This window comes from Mumia sp. ZJ1417, assembly GCF_014127285.1.
Lineage (GTDB): Bacteria > Actinomycetota > Actinomycetes > Propionibacteriales > Nocardioidaceae > Mumia.
Genome location: NZ_CP059901.1, coordinates 3,162,338 through 3,183,043 on the forward strand (window position 1 = coordinate 3,162,338; position 20,706 = coordinate 3,183,043).

Below are 20,706 nucleotides of genomic sequence, written 5' to 3' on the forward strand. Positions count from 1 at the left end.
GTACGGTCACCGCCGTGCGTCGGCGCCTCAGGGACGGACGTCGGTACGCCAGGCGTAGACGACCGACGTGCGTATCACGAGGTCCTGCGCCGACCGCGCGCGCACGTCGACCGCCGACCAGAACAGCCCGATCGGGAACGCCACGACGACGACCGCGCGGGCCAGCGCACGCAGGACGTGCACCCGCTCGCCGTCCCGTACGACCCGCGTGCCCATCACCTGACCGCCGAGCGTCTTGCCGCTCGTGGCCCACGTCGCGGTCAGATAGGTCACCATCGACAGCGCCCCCAGGATCAGCACCGCCCCGAACGACCATCGCGGCCACTGCCACTCGACCGGGTTGTAGAGGAAGCTGAGCGCCGCCACGCCGACGTACACCCCCGCCGACCACAGCCCCACGAGCATGTAGTCGAGCCCGCCCGCGATCACCCGCGTCACGACGCCGGCGGGCTGCCCCTGCAGCTGCGCGCCCGGCCCGACCGGATGCGCCGCCGGGCTCATCGCGGACCGCCCTCGCGGCGACGACGCCACACGAGCACCCGGTCGACGGCACGCGCGACGACCTCGTCGGCCGTCGCCGCCCCCGTACGCGCCTCGATGACGAGGTCGGCAGCGATGCCGCTGGAGGAGTCACGGATGATCTCGGGGAGGTCGACGTCGTCGATCACCTCGTTGGCGAGGGCGTCGAGGTCGACCCTCTCGCGCACGAGCGCCGTCAGGTCGAGCCCGTCGAGGACGTGCGTGACGACGCGCTGGAGGTCGACACGGTCGAGGACGACCTCGGTGAGGTCGAGCTGGTCGAGCGCGGTGCTGACGACCTGGCCGAGGTCCACATGCTCGGTCACGACGGCGGTGAGGTTCAGCTCGTCCAGGGCGGTGACGACGACATGCGCGAGGTCGACACGGTTGAGCACGAGCCGCGTCAAGTCGATCTGGTCGAGCACCTCGTCGACCACGACGGGCACGGCGGCGCGGGCACGCTGGACCAGCACCTCCTGCGCGAGCAGCCGCGTCGCCCGTCCGCGGACGACCAGCAGCCGCGCGACGGTGCCGGGTGCGAGCTCGAGCGGGACCAACGGCGGGTACGCCAGGCGGCGCCCGACATGGATCGCCCCCGGGGCGAGCGCTCGGGCCGCGCCGACGAGAGGGACCGCCACGGCGACGGTCGCGCCGACGGCCAGGTCGACGAGCCGTACGACGTGGTCCTGCACGAGTCGAATCTAGAGGAAACGCGCCCCCACGGCGCGGCCCATGCGTTCGAGCAGCTGCGGCGCGTCGGCCATGCAGCGGTGGGGATCGCTCTCGAGGTCGGTCAGCGCGAGCACCTCGGCGAACCCTTCGGCGCGGGCCCGAGCGGGCGACAACGTCGTCCGGCCGCAGACGACCACGACGGGCACGCCACGCGCTCGGGCCCGTCCGGCGACCACCGCGGGCGCCTTGCCGCGCAGGGTCTGCTCGTCGAACGCCCCCTCCCCAGTGATCACGAGGTCGACCTCGTCGAGCGCCGCGTCGAGGCCGACGAGGTCGAGCACGAGATCGGCCCCCGACCGCAGCCGGGCTCCGAGCAGCGCGACCGCAGCGAACCCGACACCGCCCGCAGCACCAGCTCCCGCAGCGTCGCGCAGGTCGCGTCCGGTCGTCGACGCGACGACGTCGGCCCACCGGGTGAGTACGGCATCGAGGGTACGGACCTGCTCGAGGTCGGCGCCCTTCTGCGGGGCGTAGACCGCCGCCGCACCCTCGGGTCCGGTCAGCGGGTTGTCCACGTCGCACGCGACCTCGAGCGTCACGCCCGCCAGGTCGAGTCCGTCGAGGTCGAGGGAGGCGACATCCGCCAGCCCTGCGCCCCCGGCGGGCACCGGCGCCCCGGCTGCGTCGCGCACGCGCGCACCGAGGGCGCTCACCATGCCCGCGCCGCCGTCGGTCGAGGCGCTCCCGCCGATCCCGACGACGACACGCATGGCCCCGTCCGCGATCGCGGCCGCGATCACGTCGCCGAGCCCGCGCGAACTGGCCGCCATCGGCGCGAGCGGCCCGTCGAGCCGCCGCATCCCGCAGGCGTCCGCCATCTCGACCACCGCGTCCACGCCGCGGCGCGCGAACGTGGTCGCCACCGGCTCACCGGTCGGCCCGCTGACGGTGACCGTCTCCGGCGCCCAGCCCGCGGCGAGCGCGGCAGCGACCGTGCCGTCGCCGCCGTCGGCCACGGGCAGCTCCACGGCCTCGGCCCCGGCCGTACGGAGGCCTCGGGCGAGCGCGGACGCGACCTCAGCCGCGTCCGCCGAGCCCTTGAACTTGTCCGGCGCGACGAGGACCCGCGTCACAGGTACGGCTCGACGAGCTCGGCGTAGCGTCGTGCCATCGTCTCGACCACGTCCTCCCCGGCTGCTGCCCATACGTCGGCGTTGACGATCTCGACCTCCACGTCGTCGGCGTAACCGGTCGCGGCGACCGCGCGGGTGAACGCCGCGAAGTCGACGTGCCCGTCGCCCATCATGCCGCCCTGACGCTCGCGGGTCACTCTTTCCCGACCCCGGGTCACTCCCGCGGCACCGCGGGTCAGTCGCCGAGGGCGGCCAGGACGTCGTCGAGCTCCTGCGTCGCGTACCACGCGAGCTCGTCCCCGACGTGGATCGCCTCCACGTCTCGCAGCGCGACCGGACTGCTCATCTCGCTGCCAGCCCCCCCGGGTGCCTCGATCGCGAGCACGAGGACGGTCCCCCACCGCTCCTCTGCGATCTCGCCCGCGACCGCCATCGCGTCGTACTCGTCCTGCTCGTCGTCGCTGGCCGCCACGACACCCTCGTACGCGTCGGCAGGCAGCCTCTCGTCGCCCGCGAGCCGGCGCAGCGCCGCGGGGTCAACCGCCAGATAGGCGCGCACGCTCATGCGGTGCTGCCGGCGTCGTCCACGCTCGGCGCGTGCTGGTCCCAGACGGGAGCGAGGCCGCCACGAGGAGCCCGTTGCCGGGTCGGGCTGGCCGTCTCGACCAGCTCGGCGAGCGCCTCCTCGAGGCACTGTCCGAGGATGTCGGCCTCAGGCACCGCCTGGCGGTCGGCAACGAGGCCGTAGTAGACACCTCCCGCGTACGAGGTGATGCCGATCGACAGCGTGCGGCCGTGCGAGAGCGGGATCGCGGGGTACGTCTCGACGATCTGAGCTCCCCCCATGAACATCGGCTCCTGCGGGCCCGGGACGTTGGTCACGATCAGATCGTACGGGTGGTGCGCCTGCGTCTCGGCCACGCGTGCGCCGACGGCGTGGAACGTCGTCGGGGCGAACCCAGGCAGCGACGCGAGGGTGTTGGCGGCGACCGCGACGCCGGTCTCGCGGTGCGCCTTGAGCGCGTACGACACCTGGTGCAGGCGGACGACCGGGTTCGTCTCGCCGACCGGCAGCGACAGCAGGTGACCGCGCACCGTCGACCCGTACGAGGTGGGGACCCCGTCGGGCGCGGCGACCGACATCGGCACCATGGCGCGCAGGCGGGTCTTGTCGCTGACCGGCTCGGCCTGCGTGAGCATCCAGCCCCGGATCCCCCCGGCGATCGTCGCCAGGATCACGTCGTTGACCGTGCCGCCGTGCACGTCGCGCACCCCGCGGTACTGGTCGAGGCGCGTGCTCACGGTGACGTAGCGACGGTGCTGGCTGAGCCTGCCGCTGAACGGACCGGGGGCATCGGCGGCGACCGGGCCGACGACCGGGAGCGTCTGGACGACCTTGCCGACCCGCGCCTGCACCTTGTCGAACCCCGACCTCAGCCGACTCGCCGCACGACGCGGGTCGAGGGCAGCGTCGACGAGCGACCCCGCGACCAGCGACGCTCCGCCCGGCTCGGAGCGTGGTTTCCAACCGTCGGATGGGACATCGCGGTCGTGCGCGCTCTCGTCGAGGAGCACCTGGGCGAGGTCGACCGTCACCGAGCCGTCGACGAGCGCCTGGTGCGACTTGATGAGGACGGCGCAGCGACCGCCTTCGAGCCCTTCGATGAAGTAGGCCTCCCACAGCGGCCTCGTCAGGTCGAGGCGTCGCGCGATGAGACGGCTGACCAGCTCGCGCAGCGCGGCGTTGGAGCCGGGAGTCGGGAGTGCGGAGCGCCGGACGTGGTACGACAGGTCGAACGACGCGTCGTCGACCCAGACCGGAGAACCGATCCCGCCCGGAACGGCGGCGACACGCTGGCGGTAGCGGGGCACCAGCCCGATCCGCTCGTTGACCACCTGCACGAGCGTGTCGTAGTCGAAGGGCCGCTCGCCCGGCGCGACGACGGCAAGCGTCATCACCTGGCGCGGCGTGGCCGACGTCTCCTCGTCGAGGAACGTCACGTCGAGCGCATCGAGACGTCGGGGCACGGGCACAGGTTACGCCAGTTCGTGAGCTCGAGCGCCGAGATCGTCTGCCAATCGTGAGACCGCCCGTTGAAAGGCCGACCCGGCTGCTCCCTCGTACGACGTCAGGCCGTGCACGAGGCAGTGGTCGAGCGCCGTGCGGTCGTACGGGAGGAACGCTGTGGGGATGACACCCGTGAACCGCTCGACGGCCTCGCCGACCTCGTGTGTGCTCCACCCGAGCGTCGACCGCATCTGGTTCACGACGACCGTCGCCTCGACGTCGCACCGGGCGCGCAGGTCCAGCACCGCCCGCGCGAGGCGCGACAGGCCGACCGGGTCGGGGAGACCGACGAGCACGATCTCATCGGCGGTCGCGAGGGTGTGCCGCGCGACGGCGGTGCGTCGTGGCGCGACCCCGTCGAAGCCCTGCTCACCCGTGTCGTCGAGACAGAAGCCGAGATCGACGACGACGTCGTCGGCGAGGTCGCGCGCGGTCGCCAGGACCCCTTCGTAGGCGGTCGCCCGCAGACCGGGCCATCGCTCCGCGCGGGGCAGCCCCGTGAGGACGCCGAGCTCGGGACCGATCCAGCGGAGGTGGCCGGCGAGCGCCCCAGTCGAGAGGACCGCTCCGTTGGCGTCCCGGGCGGCGGCGAGCAGCCCGCTCACCTCGTCCAGGAGGGCAAGCGCGGCGGCCTGCGTGCCGCCGTCGACGTCGGCGTCCACCAGCACGGTGCGACGACCGCGCGCAGCGAGCTCGGCCGCCAGGCCGCGTGCGACCGTGCTGCGCCCCGGCGAGCCGGCCGGCCCCCAGACCGCCGTGAGCCGCCCTTCTCGCGGCGGGGCGTCGAGCGGGAAGCCTGTCGCGGAGGCGGCCTCCGTCGCTGCCCCGGTCGCGACAGCTCCGCCTGGCCGAGGGTCGGCCCCTGCGTCGCCGCGGCGTGCGAGTGCCACGACGCTCGCGAGCCGACCGAGCGGCACGACGGCCTCGATGCCCAGCGCGGCGGCGATCCGTGCGGCCTCGTGCATGCCTGCGTCGGGCGCGATCGCGACGACGACCACGCCGCGGCGCGCGATCCTTTCGACTGCATCAGGGTCGAGGCCGGGCAGCTCCACGCTCACCAGCGCGAGCGCGACCGCGCCGCTGACGGCGGTGGCGACGGCGTCAGCGACATCGACGCAGCGGCGGACGACGGTGATGCCGCGTGCCTCGACCGCAGCCGAGACCAGCTCCGCCTCCCACGCGGCGTCGCCCGCGGCGATGAGGACCGGGACGCTCACGCGTCGGCCCCGCCACGTCGTACCAGGGTGACGGTGCCGGAGTCGAGCGCGGCGAGGGCCTGGGGCAGCAGGTCCTCGTCGTCGACGCGGACGACGATGCCGCGCATGGTCGAGTCTCCCCAGGCCGTGCCGGCCCCGTGGACGGCGACGACCGTGACGTCGTCGAGGACCCGGCGCGCCTCGGCGGTCGGCTCGACGGAGGACTCGCCGGGAGCGACCCAGACGTCCACCCGGTGCCCCTCGCCGAGATCGTCGGGGACGGAGGCGTGCGACACCTGCAGCGGCAGCTCGACGCCGCCCTTGACGGACGCGTCCACGAGTGCGGCGTCGGGAACGAGCTCGCCCGCGGCCATGTCACGGCCCCACACCGCCGACGCCGCCCTGTCCACGAGGGCGTCCGTCTCGCTCGCGGCGAGGTAGTGGGCGCGCGCGTCGCCCCCGAGCCGGGCGTCGACCCGCTCCAGGTCGTCCACGCGCACCGGCTCGCCAGCACGGACGTCGGCCCGCAGTGCCCAGAGCTCGGTCGTCTCCGACACGCGCGCCATGAGCAGGCCGCCGAGCACGACACAGATCGCCACCAGGGCGACTCCTCCGAGGGCGCGGGGATGGGTCCAGCGTGGCCGTTGAAGTCGGCGAGTGTCCGCGCGCACAGAGTCGGTGCGCTGCGAGAGGGTCAGCATGGAGCCTATTGATGCCGCATCCGATGCCCGCGCGTCCACCCGTTGTCCACAGTCCGTCGCGGCACGGGCTGATCCCCGGGAGGTCGACTGGCACAATCAGCACATGCCCGTCGGATCCGAGTCACCCCGATTCCTGCGTCTTTCGGACGTGGCCGACATCCTCAACGTCTCCGAGCGGCAGGTCTACGCCCTCGTACGCCGCGGGGACCTGCCCGCGATCCGCGTCGGCGGGCGCGGCGTGTGGCGGGTCGAGAGCGAGGCGCTCGAGCGCTACATCACCGACCAGTACACCGCGACGCGCGACCACATCGCCGCCCACCCGTTCGTCGACGAGGAGACCGAGGCCGACGCGCGGACCGAGTCCGGCGTCAACGCGGACACCTGATCGCCACGACGGCGTCGTACGGCATGATCTCGCCCGCGATCTCAACGTGGTCGAGCCCCGTCACCACCGGGACTCCGCGGACGCTCGACCCGTCGCGGCGGAGCACGTGCACCTCGTCGCGGTCGCGGACGAGCGCGCCCCACGCCTGACGCCAGGTCATCCGCCGCTGCACCTCGCCTCGTGACGTGCGCGGCGTGCCCTCGCTCGGCACCACTGCGACGACGTCGCGCAGCGCGACGACCCAGTCCGTGACGGCGTCGTGGTGGACCAGCGCCCAGTCCGCGGTCACCATCGCCAGCTCGCCGCGGATCGTGCCGACCGACACGACGCGCATCGTCACCGCAAGCCCCAGGCACCGGTCGGCCCACGGAAGCTGAGCCGAACGCTCCGCAGCAAGGTCGCTGATCTCTTGGTCGCGCTCTGCGTGGGCCTCGCCCTCCGCCTGGAGCGCGAGGTCGTGCTCCAACGCCACGAATCGGTCGTCCCACGGCATGGCGAGCACTCTAGCGATTCCCCAGGCTCTGTGGATGAACGATTGACTGCGTCCTTCACCGTACGCAAATGTAGGCAAACGTAAGAAAGGGGAAGAGATGCTCCGTACCGGTGCAGTGATCGCCGTCCCGTGGGGTGCGCTCCTCCTGCTCGCCGAGCAGGTGCCGCCGGCGGTGACGCGACTCGCCGGGGCGGCCGGGCCGGCCGCTCCGCGCCTCGACGTACTCGTCGGCGATCTCGGCCTCGTCGTTGCGACGTTTTCGACGGGCTGGCTGGCACTGCTGACGATCGGGGCGGCTGTGTGCCGGGTGAGCGGGCACCCGCTGCCGCGCGTCCTCCTCCGGTTGTCGCCGGGGCCGTGGCGGCGCGTGATCCTGGCGGTGGCGGGGTCGTCCTTGGTTCTCGCGGGGCCCGCAGCAGCGGTCACCGGCGCCCCGGGCGCGCCGGGTGAGCCCGCCGGGCCGCGTGCCGCGCAGGTGCCGGGCTCGGCCGCATTGCGCGGCCTCGCGCTGCCGGACCGACCTGCCGCGCTTCGACCCGCCTCGTCTCATCCCGTCGGACAGCGTCCCGCCGCCGGGCCCGTCGGACGGTCGGCCGCACGATCTGGCGCGACCCACCGGGTCCGCGCGGGCGACTCGCTGTGGGAGATCGCCGCAGCGTCCTGGGAGGGGACTGGTGCCGAGCCGACCACGGGACAGCTCGACCGGGAGTGGCGCCGCTGGTACGCAGCCAACCGCGCCCGCATCGGTGCCGATCCCGACGCGCTCCGGATCGGCATGATCCTGCGGGCCCCTTCTTCACGTGCCGCCAACCGCATGCCCGACGACCCCCGTCCTTGACACCACACAGAGCGACCACACCCCAGCGAGGAGACTTCGATGACCGACACACGCGCAGCACTCCACGATCTCTCGATCCCGTACGCCGCCGACGGCCGCACGCGACACTCCATGGCAGCGCAGTGGTCGCTCCCCCTCGTCGACGGTTCGCTCGCGCTGTCGACGGACGTACGACCGTCGCTCCCGTCTCGCCCCCACCTCACCCTCGTTCCCCCGCAGGCGCCGGTTCCGGACCAGCGTGCGGCGAAGTTCGTCCGCGCGCTGCTCGAGGTCTCGTCAGGCACCCGACCACTCCAGCAGCTCGCACGGGTGCTGACGCCGGAGGTGTACGAGGAGATGCAGCACCGGGTCGCCGTCCTCGCACGCGCCCGCACGCGCGAGCCGCGACAGGCACCGGTCAGCCGGCTGGCGAGCATCCGGGTCTCCCACCCGCGCGAGGGGGTCGCCGAACTCAGCGCCCGTATCGCCCAGGGCACGCAGTCGCGGGCGCTCGCTGCCCGGCTCGTCCACGACATCGATCGGCGCGACCCGACCTGGGTCTGCAGCGCCCTGTGCTGGGTGTGAGCGGAGCTGGAGCCCTGCTTACGACGAAGGACCCGACCTCGCGACCAACAGGTGGCCGCGAGATCGGGTCCTTCGTCAGAGGTGGTGCGTGAGGCTCAGCGGTTGTTCTTGCGCGACTTGCGCTGCTGCTTGGCCTTCTGGCGCGCCCGGTTCTTGGCGTTGTTCTGGCGCACCTTCTCGTTCTCGGTGAGCGCCAGCGGATCGTCGTCCTCGTCGGCGACCTCGACCTCGACGTCGCCGGTCTCGGTCGGCCCGCTGTAGGTCAGCTGCTGAGGAACGTTCTCCTCCAGGCCCTTCGCGGACAGCTCGACCTCGCCCTCGGCGTCGGAGCCCTCGACCTGGACGTCGACGTTGAAGAGGAAACCGACGGTCTCCTCCTTGATCGCGTCCATCATCGCCGTGAAGAACTCGTGGCCCTCGCGCTGGTACTCGACGAGCGGGTCGCGCTGGCTGTAGGCACGCAGTCCGATGCCCTCGCGGAGGTAGTCCATCTCGTACAGGTGCTCGCGCCACTTGCGGTCCACGACCGACAGCACGACCTTGCGCTCGAGCTCGCGGGTCACCTCGGAGCCGAGCTCGGCCTCGCGGCGCTCGTACGCCTCGCGGGCGTCGGTGGTGATGGCGTCGACGAGGAGCTCGCGCGTCAGGCCGGAACGACCGCCGTGCTGGTCCTCGAGCTCGACCACCGAGACGGAGACCGGGTAGAGCGTCTTGAGCGCCGTCCACAGCGCATCGAGGTCCCACTCGTCGGGGAAGCCCTGCGCGGCACCGTTGACGTAGCCGGTGACGGTGTCGGTGATCATCTCGCGCACCCAGTCGGACAGGTCTGCGCCCTCGAGCACGCGGCGACGCTCGGCGTAGATGACTTCACGCTGGCGGTTCATGACGTCGTCGTACTTGAGGATGTTCTTGCGGGTGTCGAAGTTCTGCGCCTCGACCTGGCTCTGCGCCGACGCGATCGCGTTGGTGACGTTCTTGTTCTCGATCGGCACGTCGTCGGGCACCTTGAGCCGCGTGAGGATGAAGTCGACCCAGTCGGCCTTGAACAGCCGCATCAGGTCGTCCTCGAGCGACAGGTAGAAGCGCGTCGAGCCCGGATCGCCCTGACGTCCGGAACGACCACGCAGCTGGTTGTCGATACGCCGGGACTCGTGGCGCTCGGTGCCGATGACCGCGAGGCCACCGAGATCGACGACCTCGTCGTGGTCGGCAGCGACCTGCTTCTCGACCTCGTTGACGGTCTCCTGCCACGCGGCCTCGTACTCGTCGGGCGTCTCGACCGGGTCGAGGCCCTTCGCGCGAAGCGCCTGGTCGGCGAGGAACTCCACGGATCCACCGAGCATGATGTCGGTGCCTCGTCCTGCCATGTTGGTCGCGACGGTGACGGCACCCTTGTGACCGGCGACGGCGACGACGGCGGCCTCACGATCGTGCTGCTTGGCGTTGAGGACCTGGTGCGCGACGCCACGCTTCTTGAGCATCTTGGAGAGCCGCTCGGACTTCTCGACGCTCGTGGTGCCGACGAGGATCGGTTGGCCGGCCTCGTGGCGCTCGGCGATGTCGTCGACGACCGCCTCGAACTTCGCCTCCTCGGTCCGATAGACCAGGTCGCGCTCGTCGACACGAGCGACCGGCTTGTTCGTCGGGATGGCAACGACGCCGAGCTTGTAGATCTTGTCGAACTCCGACGCCTCGGTCATCGCCGTACCGGTCATGCCCGAGAGCTTGTCGTAGAGGCGGAAGTAGTTCTGGAGGGTGATCGTGGCGAGGGTCTGGTATTCCTCGCGGATCGTCACCTCCTCCTTGGCCTCGATCGCCTGGTGGAGGCCCTCGTTGTAGCGACGTCCCTCGAGGATGCGGCCGGTGTGCTCGTCGACGATCAGGACGTCGCCGTTGATGACGACGTAGTCCTTGTCGTTCTTGAAGAGCTCCTTGGCCTTGATCGCGTTGTTGAGGAACGAGATCAGCGGCGTGTTGACCGCGTCGTACAGGTTGTCGATGCCGAGGTGGTCCTCGACCTTGGTGATCGCCGGCTCGAGGACGGAGACCGTGCGCTTCTTCTCATCGACCTCGTAGTCGTAGTCGCGCTCCATCGGACCCACGATCGCGGCGAACTCTCCGTACCACTTCACCTCGTCCTGCGTGGGACCGGAGATGATCAGCGGCGTACGAGCCTCGTCGATGAGGATCGAGTCGACCTCGTCCACGATCGCGAAGTTGTGACCGCGCTGGACACACTCCGAGATGTCGTCGGCCATGTTGTCGCGCAGGTAGTCGAAACCGAGCTCGTTGTTGGTCGCGTACGTGATGTCGGCGAGGTAGGCCTTGCGGCGCTGGGCGGGAGTCATCGACGGCACGATCACGTCGGTCGTCAGACCGAGGAAGCCGTGGACGCGGCCCATCCACTCCGCGTGGTACTTCGCGAGGTAGTCGTTGACCGTCACGACGTGGACGCCCTTGCCCGACAGTGCGTTGAGGTAGCTCGGGAGGGTCGCGACGAGCGTCTTGCCCTCACCGGTCTTCATCTCAGCGATGTTGCCGAGGTGCAGCGCGGCACCGCCCATGATCTGGACGTCGAAGTGCCGCTGGCCGAGCACGCGCTTGGCGGCCTCGCGAACGGTCGCAAAAGCCTCCGGCATGAGGTCGTCGAGCGTCTCGCCCGCCTCGAGGCGGTCCTTGAACTCGTCCGTCATGCCGCGGAGCTCGTCGTCGCTCATGGCGACGAAGTCGTCCTCGAGGGCGTTGACCTGCTTGACGATGGCCTGCAGCTGGCGAAGGATCTTGCCCTCGCCCATCCGCAGGATCTTGTCGATCACCTTCGGCACGGAATCGCACTCCTGAGACTTGCTCCGAAGCCGCCCAGGGCCCGGAACACGCCGGATCGGCCCCGCAACGGCAGAATCGCGTCCATCCTAGGCGACCGACGGGGGCAACCGTAACTGCCTCAGGGATCTGGGTCACACCGCGGAGGGATCAGGCACGGGGACGGCGGCCGGGACAGCAGCCGGCACGGCGGCGGCGAGCGCCGGCGCGAGATCACCCCGTGGCTCCACCTCGAGGGCGTCCAGCCCCAGCCATCTGGCCGCGGCCCACAGCTGCTCGGCCAGAGCAGCCGCCACCCGCCCGGTATCGACCCCAGGCTCGGCCCACGCGGCACGCGCCAGGAGGCGCCCCGTCGCCCGGTCGGCCTTGAGGTCGACCCGCGCGACGATCGCGTCGTCGAGCAGGAACGGGAGGACGTAGTAGCCGTGCACCCGCTTGTGGGCCGGGACGTAGATCTCGATCCGGTAGCGGAAGCCGAACAGGTCCTCGGTGCGTGCCCGCTCCCACACCAGCGGGTCGAACGGGCTCAGCAGGGCGGCTGTACGGATCCGGCGCGGCGTCGCAGCGGCGACGTGCCGATAGGCGAGACGCTGCCATCCCTCGACCCGTACGGGCTCCAGCGCGCCCTCCTCCACGAGCTCATGCACCGCGGCCCGCGTCTCGCGGGCACCCATCCGGAAGTAGTCGCGCAGGCTCGCCTCGGTGGCCACGCCGCTCGAGATCGCCGCGCGGCGCACCAGCGTCCGTGCCGCCTCCGGCGCGTCGAGGTCCGGCGCATCGAGGACCGCGGCGGGAAGGACCCGTTCAGGGAGGTCGTACACGCGCTCGAACGCACCGTTGCGGCGCGCGACGGCGAGCTCGCCGGAGAGGAAGAGGTATTCGAGCGCCTTCTTGGTCTCCGACCAGTTCCAGCCCCACTGGTCACGCGGGCGGCCGGTGGCCGGGTCGAGCTCACGCGCGGTCGCGGCGCCGCGGCGCTCCACCTCGACGAGCAGCGCATCGGCGAGGGCGGGCCTGCCGGCCTCGCCGCTCCAGGCGTGGCCGCGCTCGCGGTAGCCGAGCATGCGGTGGCGCATCGCCGGCCACAGCTCGACAGGCATGTATGCGGCGACGTGCGCCCAGTACTCGACGAGCCGGCGTGGACGCTTCTCGGCCGCTCGGTGCAGGAGCGCGGTGTCGTACGGGCCGAGACGACTGAAGAGCGGGAGGTAGTGCGCCCGCTGCATGACGTTCACCGAGTCGATCTGGAGCACGCCCGTCCGGGTGAGGGCGCGGTCGAGCGTCCGCATCGTCACCTTCGTGTGAGCAGGGTCGTTGAATCCCTGAGCGGCGAGCACGGTCCGCCTGGCGGTCGAGGCCGCCATGTCCTGCGCTCGCGTCACGGCAGGTCGAGCAACCGCTCGCGGACCGCGTACGTCGCGGCCTCCACCCGGGACCGCAGCTGGAGCTTCTCCAGGATGTTGCGGACGTGGTTCTTGACGGTGTTCTCGCTGATGAACAGCTTCTGTCCGATCTCTCGGTTGTTGTTGCCCACCGCGACCAGGCGGAGCACCTCGAGCTCTCGATCGCTGAGCTTGGTGCCGCGTGGCGGCTCACCGCGCGTGGCCAGCAGCCGGAACTCCTCCAGAAGACGGGTCGCCATCGGAGGGCTGATCAGCGACTGTCCGGTCGCCACCCGCCGCACGGCGTCGCTGACCTGGTCGACGGACGAGTCCTTGAGCAGGTAGCCGGACGCGCCGTTGCGGATCGACTCCAGGAGGTCGCTCTCTTCGTCGCTGGCGGTCAGCATGATGATGCGCGCGGACGGCGCGACCTCCTTGATCGCCGCTGCCGCCTGGGGCCCACTCATGCCGGGCATCCGGACATCGAGGAGGACCACGTCCGGAGCGCTGGCCGTCGCCTGAGCGACGCCCGACGGACCGTCGTGGGCCTCCTCGATGTCGAGCCCCGGATCGGCTTCGAGCACCATCCGCAGACCGCGCCGGAACAGCTCCTGGTCGTCGACGAGGAGGACCCGGACCGTCTCAGTCGGCACGTCTGCAGCGTCCATCGCAGCCGATCATGCCACGGAAAGGTCAGCCGACGCTGTCGTCGAGGCCCTCGAACCCTCCGGATGTCGGCTCGATGTGGATGACTCCGTAGTCGTATCCCCGCCTCCGGTAGACGACGCTCGGGTGTCCGGAGTCCTTCTCCACGAAGAGGTAGAAGTCGTGCCCCACCATCTCCATCTCGTACAGCGCCTGGTCGAGCGTCATGGGGGCGGCGCGGTGCGTCTTCTCGCGAACGACCAGCGGACCCTCGCCGCGGACCTCGACGGGGCCGGCGTAGTGGACGGCGTCGATCGGCTCCTCGTCGGGCTCGGCCGTCGATGCACCGTCGGTGGCGGCGGCGAACTCAGAGACCGACATCGGCGTACGGCTGCCGTGGTGGACGCGACGGCGGTCCTTGGCCTTCCTGATCTGCGCCTCAAGCTTGTCGACGGCCTTGTCGAGCGCGGCGAGCGGGTCGTCGGAGCAGGCTTCGGCGCGCATCGCGGGCCCTCTGCCGCGAAGGGTGATCTCGACCCGCTCGCAGCGTCCGCTCTGGCGGGGGTTGTACTCCTTGGTGAGCTCGACGTCGACGCGCTGGATCTTCTTGCGATGGTCGTACTTCTCGATGCGAGGTGTCTTCTCGTCTACGTAGTCGCGAAAACGCTGGCTGATCTCGCAGTTCCTACCCTTGACGACAATGTCCACGAAGCCTCCTCGAATGAGCGACTGCCACCGCTGACCGGTGGCGAGTCGCGGCGGATGACGTTCACATGTCTCGACCGTAGACCCGGTCAGGACATTTCTCCAGAGATGGCGGACACACGGGACGAAGGTCCCGACGCGCCGAACTCCTCCGCACGGTCGCAGCCACCGTGGCGACGGCGATCGGGCGCGTTCCCGCCGCCCCGAGCACCCTCACGGCCTCCGCCGCGCTGGCACCGGTGGTCAGGACGTCATCGGTCACGACGACGGCGCAGGCCGCCCCAGCACGGCCGACGGGTGAGCCGCGGAGCCGGTAGGCCCCGGCGAGGTTGGTCGCCCGCTCGGCCGCACTCAGCCCGGCCTGGTCGCGGACCGACGTGTCGACCGCCAGCACGCGCGACGTCCGCACGGGCAGGCCGCGCCGCCGCAGGTCGGCCGCCGCCCGGAGCGCGAGCTCGCCGCCGGCGTCGAACCCACGCGCGCGTACGGCCGAACGCCGCGACGGCACAGGGACCAGGCGGATCTCGCGCCCGGTCGCGCCGGTCAGAACCAGCGCGTGGAGGACAGCGTCGGCCAGCGCACGGCCCAGCGGTGCCGCGAGAGCGGTGCGAGGCTCCTCCTTGTAGGCGTGGAGCGCCGCGGGGACGACATCCTCGTACGGACCGGTCGACACCATGACCACCGGCGGAGCGCGCGTGAGCGCACGCGGAGCCGGATCGGGGCTGCGTACGGCCGGGGCGCCCCGCACGCGCGCCTCGCACCCGGCGCACAGGACGACGCCTGGGTCCTCGCAGCCGGCGCAGCGCACGCCGAGGAGGAGATCGGCGGCAGCCTTGAGGAGTTCTCGCACGTCTTCAGGGTGGCGTCAGCGGGTGGGTCGCGAGGGGCGGCAGCGCTCCCCTGGGGACAGGGTCGCTCGTCTCCACCTTGTGGACGGGCGGCCGGCTCAGCCCGCGAACGCCGCGAGGCTCACCGGCTCGTCGCTGGCCTCCGCCCAACGACCGTCACCGTTCTGCGTCCAGAGCATGCCCTCGGCATCGAGCACGAAGATCGGCGACGAGAGCAGGCCCGCGCTCAGCACCTGGCGTGCGCCGTCCTGCGGCAGCAGGCCGACCCGGACAGCTCCGGTGACGCTGCTGGACCCGTCGACGGCGACGATCGCGACCTGCGGCACCCGCTCCTGCGCGCGGGCCAGCAGGGCGATCGTCGTGCTCGAGCGCCACGCCGCCGACAACGGCACCCCGGTCTCAGTCGGCAACGGGATCTCCGCGATGTCGACGAGACCGACCACCCCGCCGCCCTCGGCGTCGTAGCGGATCGCCCCCACGTACAGCGCGTCGCGGGCGCCGACGCGTGCGGTCGCCGTGAAGCGCGCACCGTCCGGCGAGAGCTCGAATCCGGTCACTCGACCGCCGGCGAGCGGACCGAGGTCGATCGAGCGCGGAGGCTCGTCGGCGGGCCCGACGGTGAGCCGCGAGCCGCCCCGGACACGGTCGATGGTCCACAACCGGCCTGCGGCGTCCCAGCTCGGCCGGAGCAGATCGGTCCCCTGCCGTGCGGGGACCAGCGCAGGTTCACCGGCCAGCGGTGACACCGAGACGACACGACGACCGCCTGTCACCAGCGCGATGCGCTCCGCGTCCACCGCGACCCGGAAGTCGTCGGCGGGCACCGGGTCGCGCCCCCACGCGCCCGCGAACGGCCCCGTGCTCGAACGCCCGACCACCAGCAGCCGACCCTCGCGCATCGCGAAGAGCTGTGTCGGGCGGTCGGCAGCGGGGTCGAACTGGTCCCATGCGTCGATGCGTTGGACCTCGGGGGTGTTGGGCAGGGCGATCGGGCGGTCACCGATGCGGATCTCCACCCCGGTGACCGTCGAGATCTGCCGCAGGCTCCACACCAGCTGGGCGGACAGCCGCTCACGGTCGCCGACCGAGACCCCCGAGTCGGATCCCGCGAACCTCACGAGTGCCACGCCCTGGTCGTCGACCTCCACCGGCGCGGCGAGCTTCCAGGTGCTGGGAAGGAAGCTGCGCGCCTGTCCACCGAGCACTCCGTCGGGCCCTCCCAGCAGGGACGACACGAGATCGGTGGGCCGGCCCTCGTCATCGGGAAGGTGGACCGGTGCCGCGACGAGCTGCTCGCCCGCCGAGTCGAAGTAGTACGCGTTGACCGCGTCGTAGTAGTCCTCGAAAAAGGCGTCGGTGATCAGCGCACCCGGTGGTGGGTCCGCGATACGCCACTGCTCGTCCTCCTGAACCAGTGTCAGGTCGAAGTGCTGCTCGCGCGCGGCGGGCACCGTGAAGCGGCCCTGCTCGGTGAGGACGGCCTCGCGTGCGATGTCGACCGCGACGCTCTCGGCGCCGGAGCGCTCCTCCGGCTCTGCGACCGACGACAGCGAGTAGACGGTCACCGACTCCTCCGGACGCCAGTCGTCGCCCGCCCCGTCGGTGAGGAAGCGGCGAGCGATGTCATAGCGCACCGGCGACGACATCATCGCCTGGAGGAAGCCGTTGACGATGTCGCGCGGCGAGGCCCCGTCGGCGGGACCGGCCGGGCGGATGCGCGCCGGCGAGACCTGCTGGGGACGGCCGTCCTCGACGACGCGGACCGGTCCGCCGTCGGGGATCGAGACGCAGCCGGCGAGAAGCGCACCCAGTGAGAGCGCCGCGCCAAGCCGCACGAACGGGCGGATGGCCGTACGCGAGGTCGAGATCGGCCGCGTCATCGGACACCCTCCGTACGGTTGAGCCCGGCCCCGGCGTCGGGGACCAGCGGAAGCGGTGAGCGCTGCGGGTCGTCGCCGGCGTGCCGCGGCAGCGTGAGACGGAACTGAGCACCTTGCCCCGGCTCGCCCCACGCCTGGAGCCAGCCGCCGTGCAGGACGGCATCCTCGAGCGCGATCGCGAGGCCGAGGCCCGTGCCGCCGCGGCTGCGCTCACGCGCCGGATCGGCACGCCAGAAGCGGTTGAATACCAGCTGCGACTGGCCCGGCTCGAGACCGACCCCGAAGTCGCGGACGGCGATCGCCGCACTCGTCGCGCCGTGTGCCACGAGCAGGTGCACCTGCGACGAGCCGGAGTAGTGGATGGCGTTGGCGACCAGGTTGCGGACGATCCGCTCGATCCGGCGTACGTCGGCGTCGACGATGGCAGGCCCGTCGCGGTTCACCACGCGCAGCTCGACGCCGTGCCGCGCTGCCAGCGGCGCGTACTGGGCGCAGACGCGTTCGGCCAGGTCGACGAGGTCGACCGCCTCGAGGTCGAGACGTGCCGCGCCCGCGTCGAAACGGCTGATCTCCAGCAGGTCGCTCAGCAACGCCTCGAACCGGTCGAGCTCGGTCTGCAGGAGCTCGGCGGACCGCTCCGAGCTGGGGTCGAAGTGCTCGCGGTTGTCGTACAGGACGTCGGCGGCCATGCGCACGGTCGCGATCGGGGTGCGCAGCTCGTGCGAGACGTCGGACACGAACCGGTGCTGGAGGCGGGACAGCTCCTCGAGCTGACGGATCTGCCGCTGGAGGCTCTCGGCCATCTTGTTGAACGACAGGCTCAGGCGTGCGATGTCGTCCTCGCCGCGCACCACCATGCGCTCCTCGAGCCGGCCGTCGGCGAGGCGCTCGGCGATGCGCCGTGCGAGGCGCACCGGGGTCACCACCTGCCGGGTCACCAGCCAGGCCACCCCCGAGGAGAGCAGGACGAGCGCGAGCCCCGCATAGAGCAGCGAGTTGCGTACGAGCGACAGCGTGCGCTCCTGGTCGGTCATCGGGAACGCGTAGTAGAGAGCGAACTCCTGGTCGCCGTCCGGCATCCGCAGCAGGTCGCCGACGATGATCGCTGCCGCATTCTCGTCGGACCCCTCGATCTCCATCCGAGTGAACGTGTACGCCGCGTGCTGACCGTCGGCGACTGCCTGCGCGAGGTCGTCGGGGATGGCGGGCGAGGCGATGCCGGCCGAGGCGAACGCCGCCTCGCCGTCGCCCGACGGATCGAGCGGCCCCTCCAGCATGACCTGGTACGAGGGAGGCGAGCCCGACCGCGCCGCGAGGTCGTTGACCAGCGTGCGCAGGGCATCGATCTCCGAGGACGCCTCGGAGACCGAGCTGACGTCGAGGGACTGCTGCGCTTGGCTGAACCCTGCCCGCGCCTCCGACAGCGCCACCGCGCGACGTGCCTCGACCATGCCGTCGGCCACGCCCTGCAGCATCAGCCAGCCGACGCCACCGATCACGAACGCGCTGATCGCCATCGTCGTGATGACGACGCGCGCCTGGATCGAACGACGCCACAGCGAGACGACGGGAGACAGCACGTTGCGCACCCGCAGCAGCCCCCGGCGCAGCCACCTCGGCGCCCGTCGCGCCATGGTCGTCAGGAGCTCCCGGCCTTGTACCCGACACCGCGCACCGTGACGATCACGGTCGGGTTGTCGGGATCGGGCTCGACCTTCGAGCGCAACCGCTGCACATGGACGTTCACCAGGCGGGTGTCGGCCGCGTGACGGTAGCCCCAGACCCGCTCGAGCAGCACCTCGCGGGTGAACACCTGCCGTGGGGAACGGGCCAGGCACACGAGCAGGTCGAACTCCAGCGGCGTGAGCGACAGCTCATGCTCACCGCGGACGACGGTGTGGCCCCGGACGTCGATCTGGAGGTCACCGATGGTGAGCAGCTCCGGCTCGGCCTGCTGATGCACGCGGGTGCGGGCACGTACCCGCGCGATCAGCTCCTTGGGCTTGAAGGGCTTGACGACGTAGTCGTCGGCACCCGACTCCAGCCCGAGCACGACGTCGACCGTGTCGGTCTTGGCGGTGAGCATCACGATCGGCACGCCGGACTCGGCCCGGATGAGCTTGGCGACGTCGATGCCGTTCATCCCCGGGAGCATCACGTCGAGCAGGACGAGATCAGGCGTGTACGCGCGGAACGCATCGAGCGCCGCCGTCCCCGTGGAGGCGACCGAGGTGTCGAACCCCTCGGCCCTCAGCACGATCGTGAGCATCTCGGCAAGCGCCCGGTCGTCGTCGACGACCAGGATGCGGCCGTTGTAGCGACCGCTGTCCTTAGCAGCCTCGTTGCTGTCCACGCCCGATCTCCTCGCCAGCCTCAGTAGCGGTAGTGGTCGGACTTGAAGGGGCCCTCCACCGGGATGCCGAGATACGCGGCCTGGTCGTCGCTCAACGTCGTGAGCTCGACGCCGAGCGACCCGAGATGAAGCCGCGCGACCTCCTCGTCGAGGTGCTTCGGGAGCGTGTAGACACCGACCGGGTAGTCCTCGTTCTTGGTGACGAGCTCGATCTGCGCGAGCACCTGGTTGGTGAACGAGTTGGACATCACGAACGACGGGTGGCCGGTGGCGTTGCCGAGGTTGAGCAGGCGTCCCTCGCTCAGCACGATCACGGTGTTGCCGTTCGGCAGCGTCCACAGATCGACCTGCGGCTTGACGTTCTTGGTGGTGACGCCGGGCGTCGCGGCGAGACCGGCCATGTCGATCTCGTTGTCGAAGTGACCGATGTTGCCGAGGATGGCCTGGTGCTTCATGCGGCCGATCTGCTCGGCGGTGACGACGTCCTTGTTGCCGGTGGCCGTGACGACGATGTCGGCCTGCTCGATGACCGAGTCGAGGTGCGCGACCTGGTAGCCGTCCATCGCGGCCTGGAGCGCGCAGATCGGGTCGATCTCGGTGATGATGACGCGGGCGCCCTGGCCGCGCAGCGACTCGGCGCATCCCTTGCCGACGTCGCCGTAGCCGCAGACGACCGCGACCTTGCCGCCGATCAGGACGTCCGTCGCACGGTTGATGCCGTCGATGAGCGAGTGGCGGCAGCCGTACTTGTTGTCGAACTTCGACTTGGTGACCGAGTCGTTGACGTTGATCGCCGGGAAGAGCAGCGTGCCCTCCTTGAAGCGCTCATAGAGCCGGAGCACACCGGTGGTGGTCTCCTCGGTGACGCCCTGGACGCTGTTGCCGATCCGGGTCCAGCGCTCCGGGTCGGTCTCGAGGCTGCGCGCGAGGACCCGCAGGACCTCCTTGAGCTCAAGGTTGTCGGTCGTGTCGGGCGACGGCACCTCGCCGGCCTTCTCGTACTCCACACCGAGGTGGAGGAGCATCGTGGCGTCGCCGCCGTCGTCGAGGATCATGTTGGGGGTCTCGCCGTTCGGCCAGACCAGGATCTGCTCGGCGAGGTCCCAGTACTCCGCGAGCGTCTCGCCCTTCCACGCGAAGACCGGCACGCCCTGGGGATCGTCGACGGTGCCGTCACGGCCCACGACGACCGCGGCGGCGGCCTCGTCCTGAGTGGAGAAGATGTTGCAGCTCGCCCAGCGGACGTCCGCTCCGAGGTCGACGAGCGTCTCGATGAGGACAGCAGTCTGCACTGTCATGTGAAGCGAGCCGGCGATTCGCGCGCCGGTGAGCGGCTTGCTCGTCCCGTAACGCTCGCGCATGGCCATCAGGCCGGGCATCTCGTGCTCGGCGAGGGTGATCTCCGTACGGCCGCGCTCGGCCAGGGACAGATCGGCAACCTGGAAGTCCATTGCCCCATCGTAGCCACGAGGCGCACACCACCTGACCAACATGGGCCGGT

21 protein-coding genes are annotated in these 20,706 nt (G+C 71.1%); 3 read left to right on the forward strand and 18 right to left on the reverse strand.

Features of this window, described 5'->3' with window-relative positions:
- Positions 1-27 precede the first annotated feature (27 nt).
- The 8 genes from H4N58_RS15395 to H4N58_RS15430 are packed head-to-tail and all read right to left on the reverse strand — an operon-like array spanning position 28 to position 6,187.
- The gene (locus H4N58_RS15395; protein ID WP_167005119.1) at positions 28-501 is read right to left on the reverse strand and encodes an RDD family protein; all 474 of its coding nucleotides are present in this window, start codon (positions 499-501) and stop codon (positions 28-30) included.
- A complete protein-coding gene (locus H4N58_RS15400; RefSeq protein ID WP_167005122.1) occupies positions 498-1,211 on the reverse strand; it encodes a hypothetical protein in 714 nt (237 codons plus the stop codon). The genes H4N58_RS15395 and H4N58_RS15400 overlap by 4 nt, the downstream gene beginning before the upstream one ends.
- Before the next feature lie 9 nt (positions 1,212-1,220).
- Positions 1,221-2,324, reverse strand: a complete 1,104-nt coding sequence (locus H4N58_RS15405) for a glycerate kinase (protein WP_243845156.1) — start codon at positions 2,322-2,324, stop codon at positions 1,221-1,223.
- Positions 2,321-2,521, reverse strand: a complete 201-nt coding sequence (locus tag H4N58_RS15410) for a hypothetical protein (protein ID WP_208322428.1) — start codon at positions 2,519-2,521, stop codon at positions 2,321-2,323. The genes H4N58_RS15405 and H4N58_RS15410 overlap by 4 nt, the downstream gene beginning before the upstream one ends.
- 38 nt (positions 2,522-2,559) lie before the next feature.
- Positions 2,560-2,889 carry a hypothetical protein gene (locus H4N58_RS15415; RefSeq protein ID WP_167005126.1) on the reverse strand — a complete coding sequence of 110 codons (330 nt, stop codon included), beginning with the start codon at positions 2,887-2,889 and terminating at the stop codon, positions 2,560-2,562.
- On the reverse strand, positions 2,886-4,352 hold the full coding sequence (locus H4N58_RS15420) for a wax ester/triacylglycerol synthase family O-acyltransferase (protein WP_167251717.1): 1,467 nt from the start codon (positions 4,350-4,352) through the stop codon (positions 2,886-2,888). Before H4N58_RS15420 ends, H4N58_RS15415 begins: the two co-directional genes overlap by 4 nt.
- Before the next feature lie 9 nt (positions 4,353-4,361).
- On the reverse strand, positions 4,362-5,609 hold the full coding sequence (locus H4N58_RS15425) for a hypothetical protein (protein WP_167251716.1): 1,248 nt from the start codon (positions 5,607-5,609) through the stop codon (positions 4,362-4,364).
- Positions 5,606-6,187 carry a hypothetical protein gene (locus H4N58_RS15430; RefSeq protein WP_167251715.1) on the reverse strand — a complete coding sequence of 194 codons (582 nt, stop codon included), beginning with the start codon at positions 6,185-6,187 and terminating at the stop codon, positions 5,606-5,608. Before H4N58_RS15430 ends, H4N58_RS15425 begins: the two co-directional genes overlap by 4 nt.
- A 205-nt stretch (positions 6,188-6,392) precedes the next feature.
- On the opposite strand from H4N58_RS15430, the gene H4N58_RS15435 reads away from it, so the two are divergent.
- Positions 6,393-6,674 (forward strand): helix-turn-helix domain-containing protein, encoded by a 282-nt coding sequence (locus tag H4N58_RS15435; RefSeq protein WP_167005136.1) that lies wholly within the window; start codon positions 6,393-6,395, stop codon positions 6,672-6,674.
- On the opposite strand, the gene H4N58_RS15440 is transcribed toward H4N58_RS15435, so the two are convergent.
- On the reverse strand, positions 6,658-7,167 hold the full coding sequence (locus H4N58_RS15440) for a hypothetical protein (RefSeq protein WP_167005139.1): 510 nt from the start codon (positions 7,165-7,167) through the stop codon (positions 6,658-6,660). The genes H4N58_RS15435 and H4N58_RS15440 overlap by 17 nt on opposite strands.
- 97 nt (positions 7,168-7,264) lie before the next feature.
- Here H4N58_RS15440 and H4N58_RS15445 point away from each other — a divergent pair, with 97 nt between their 5' ends.
- Positions 7,265-8,005 carry a LysM peptidoglycan-binding domain-containing protein gene (locus H4N58_RS15445; protein WP_167005141.1) on the forward strand — a complete coding sequence of 247 codons (741 nt, stop codon included), beginning with the start codon at positions 7,265-7,267 and terminating at the stop codon, positions 8,003-8,005.
- Between the two features lie 39 nt (positions 8,006-8,044).
- On the forward strand, positions 8,045-8,569 hold the full coding sequence (locus H4N58_RS15450) for an Rv3235 family protein (RefSeq protein WP_167005144.1): 525 nt from the start codon (positions 8,045-8,047) through the stop codon (positions 8,567-8,569).
- A gap of 95 nt (positions 8,570-8,664) precedes the next feature.
- Here H4N58_RS15450 and secA read toward each other — a convergent pair whose 3' ends face one another.
- From secA to ahcY, 9 genes are all read right to left on the reverse strand, one after another.
- Positions 8,665-11,382: a preprotein translocase subunit SecA gene (gene secA, locus H4N58_RS15455; protein ID WP_208322472.1), complete on the reverse strand. Its 2,718-nt coding sequence runs from the start codon at positions 11,380-11,382 to the stop codon at positions 8,665-8,667.
- Positions 11,383-11,526: 144 nt separating this feature from the next.
- The gene (locus tag H4N58_RS15460; RefSeq protein WP_182397106.1) at positions 11,527-12,756 is read right to left on the reverse strand and encodes a winged helix-turn-helix domain-containing protein; all 1,230 of its coding nucleotides are present in this window, start codon (positions 12,754-12,756) and stop codon (positions 11,527-11,529) included.
- A gap of 14 nt (positions 12,757-12,770) precedes the next feature.
- Entirely contained in the window at positions 12,771-13,427 is a 657-nt protein-coding gene (locus H4N58_RS15465) for a response regulator transcription factor (protein ID WP_243843016.1), read from the reverse strand.
- A gap of 40 nt (positions 13,428-13,467) precedes the next feature.
- The gene (hpf, locus tag H4N58_RS15470) at positions 13,468-14,127 is read right to left on the reverse strand and encodes a ribosome hibernation-promoting factor, HPF/YfiA family (protein ID WP_167005151.1); all 660 of its coding nucleotides are present in this window, start codon (positions 14,125-14,127) and stop codon (positions 13,468-13,470) included.
- 61 nt (positions 14,128-14,188) lie between these two features.
- Positions 14,189-14,974 carry a ComF family protein gene (locus H4N58_RS15475; RefSeq protein ID WP_167251713.1) on the reverse strand — a complete coding sequence of 262 codons (786 nt, stop codon included), beginning with the start codon at positions 14,972-14,974 and terminating at the stop codon, positions 14,189-14,191.
- 96 nt (positions 14,975-15,070) lie between these two features.
- The gene (locus H4N58_RS15480) at positions 15,071-16,852 is read right to left on the reverse strand and encodes an LpqB family beta-propeller domain-containing protein (protein WP_167251712.1); all 1,782 of its coding nucleotides are present in this window, start codon (positions 16,850-16,852) and stop codon (positions 15,071-15,073) included.
- Positions 16,849-18,486, reverse strand: coding sequence for an MtrAB system histidine kinase MtrB (gene mtrB, locus H4N58_RS15485; RefSeq protein ID WP_167251711.1), 1,638 nt, complete (start codon positions 18,484-18,486; stop codon positions 16,849-16,851). Before mtrB ends, H4N58_RS15480 begins: the two co-directional genes overlap by 4 nt.
- Positions 18,487-18,491: 5 nt before the next feature.
- Positions 18,492-19,205, reverse strand: coding sequence for an MtrAB system response regulator MtrA (gene mtrA, locus H4N58_RS15490; protein WP_255490665.1), 714 nt, complete (start codon positions 19,203-19,205; stop codon positions 18,492-18,494).
- Between the two features lie 20 nt (positions 19,206-19,225).
- Positions 19,226-20,656 (reverse strand): adenosylhomocysteinase, encoded by a 1,431-nt coding sequence (gene ahcY, locus H4N58_RS15495; RefSeq protein WP_167251710.1) that lies wholly within the window; start codon positions 20,654-20,656, stop codon positions 19,226-19,228.
- Between the last annotated feature and the right edge of the window lie 50 nt (positions 20,657-20,706).

Coding starts and splice junctions, on each gene's coding strand:
- H4N58_RS15395 (WP_167005119.1), bottom strand. CDS start 501: ATGAGCCCGGCGGCGCATCCGGTCGGGCCGGGCGCGCAGCTGCAGGGG.
- H4N58_RS15415 (WP_167005126.1), bottom strand. CDS start 2,889: ATGAGCGTGCGCGCCTATCTGGCGGTTGACCCCGCGGCGCTGCGCCGG.
- H4N58_RS15435 (WP_167005136.1), top strand. CDS start 6,393: ATGCCCGTCGGATCCGAGTCACCCCGATTCCTGCGTCTTTCGGACGTG.
- H4N58_RS15440 (WP_167005139.1), bottom strand. CDS start 7,167: ATGCCGTGGGACGACCGATTCGTGGCGTTGGAGCACGACCTCGCGCTC.
- H4N58_RS15445 (WP_167005141.1), top strand. CDS start 7,265: ATGCTCCGTACCGGTGCAGTGATCGCCGTCCCGTGGGGTGCGCTCCTC.
- H4N58_RS15450 (WP_167005144.1), top strand. CDS start 8,045: ATGACCGACACACGCGCAGCACTCCACGATCTCTCGATCCCGTACGCC.
- H4N58_RS15460 (WP_182397106.1), bottom strand. CDS start 12,756: ATGGCGGCCTCGACCGCCAGGCGGACCGTGCTCGCCGCTCAGGGATTC.
- H4N58_RS15480 (WP_167251712.1), bottom strand. CDS start 16,852: ATGACGCGGCCGATCTCGACCTCGCGTACGGCCATCCGCCCGTTCGTG.
- mtrB (WP_167251711.1), bottom strand. CDS start 18,486: ATGGCGCGACGGGCGCCGAGGTGGCTGCGCCGGGGGCTGCTGCGGGTG.
- ahcY (WP_167251710.1), bottom strand. CDS start 20,656: ATGGACTTCCAGGTTGCCGATCTGTCCCTGGCCGAGCGCGGCCGTACG.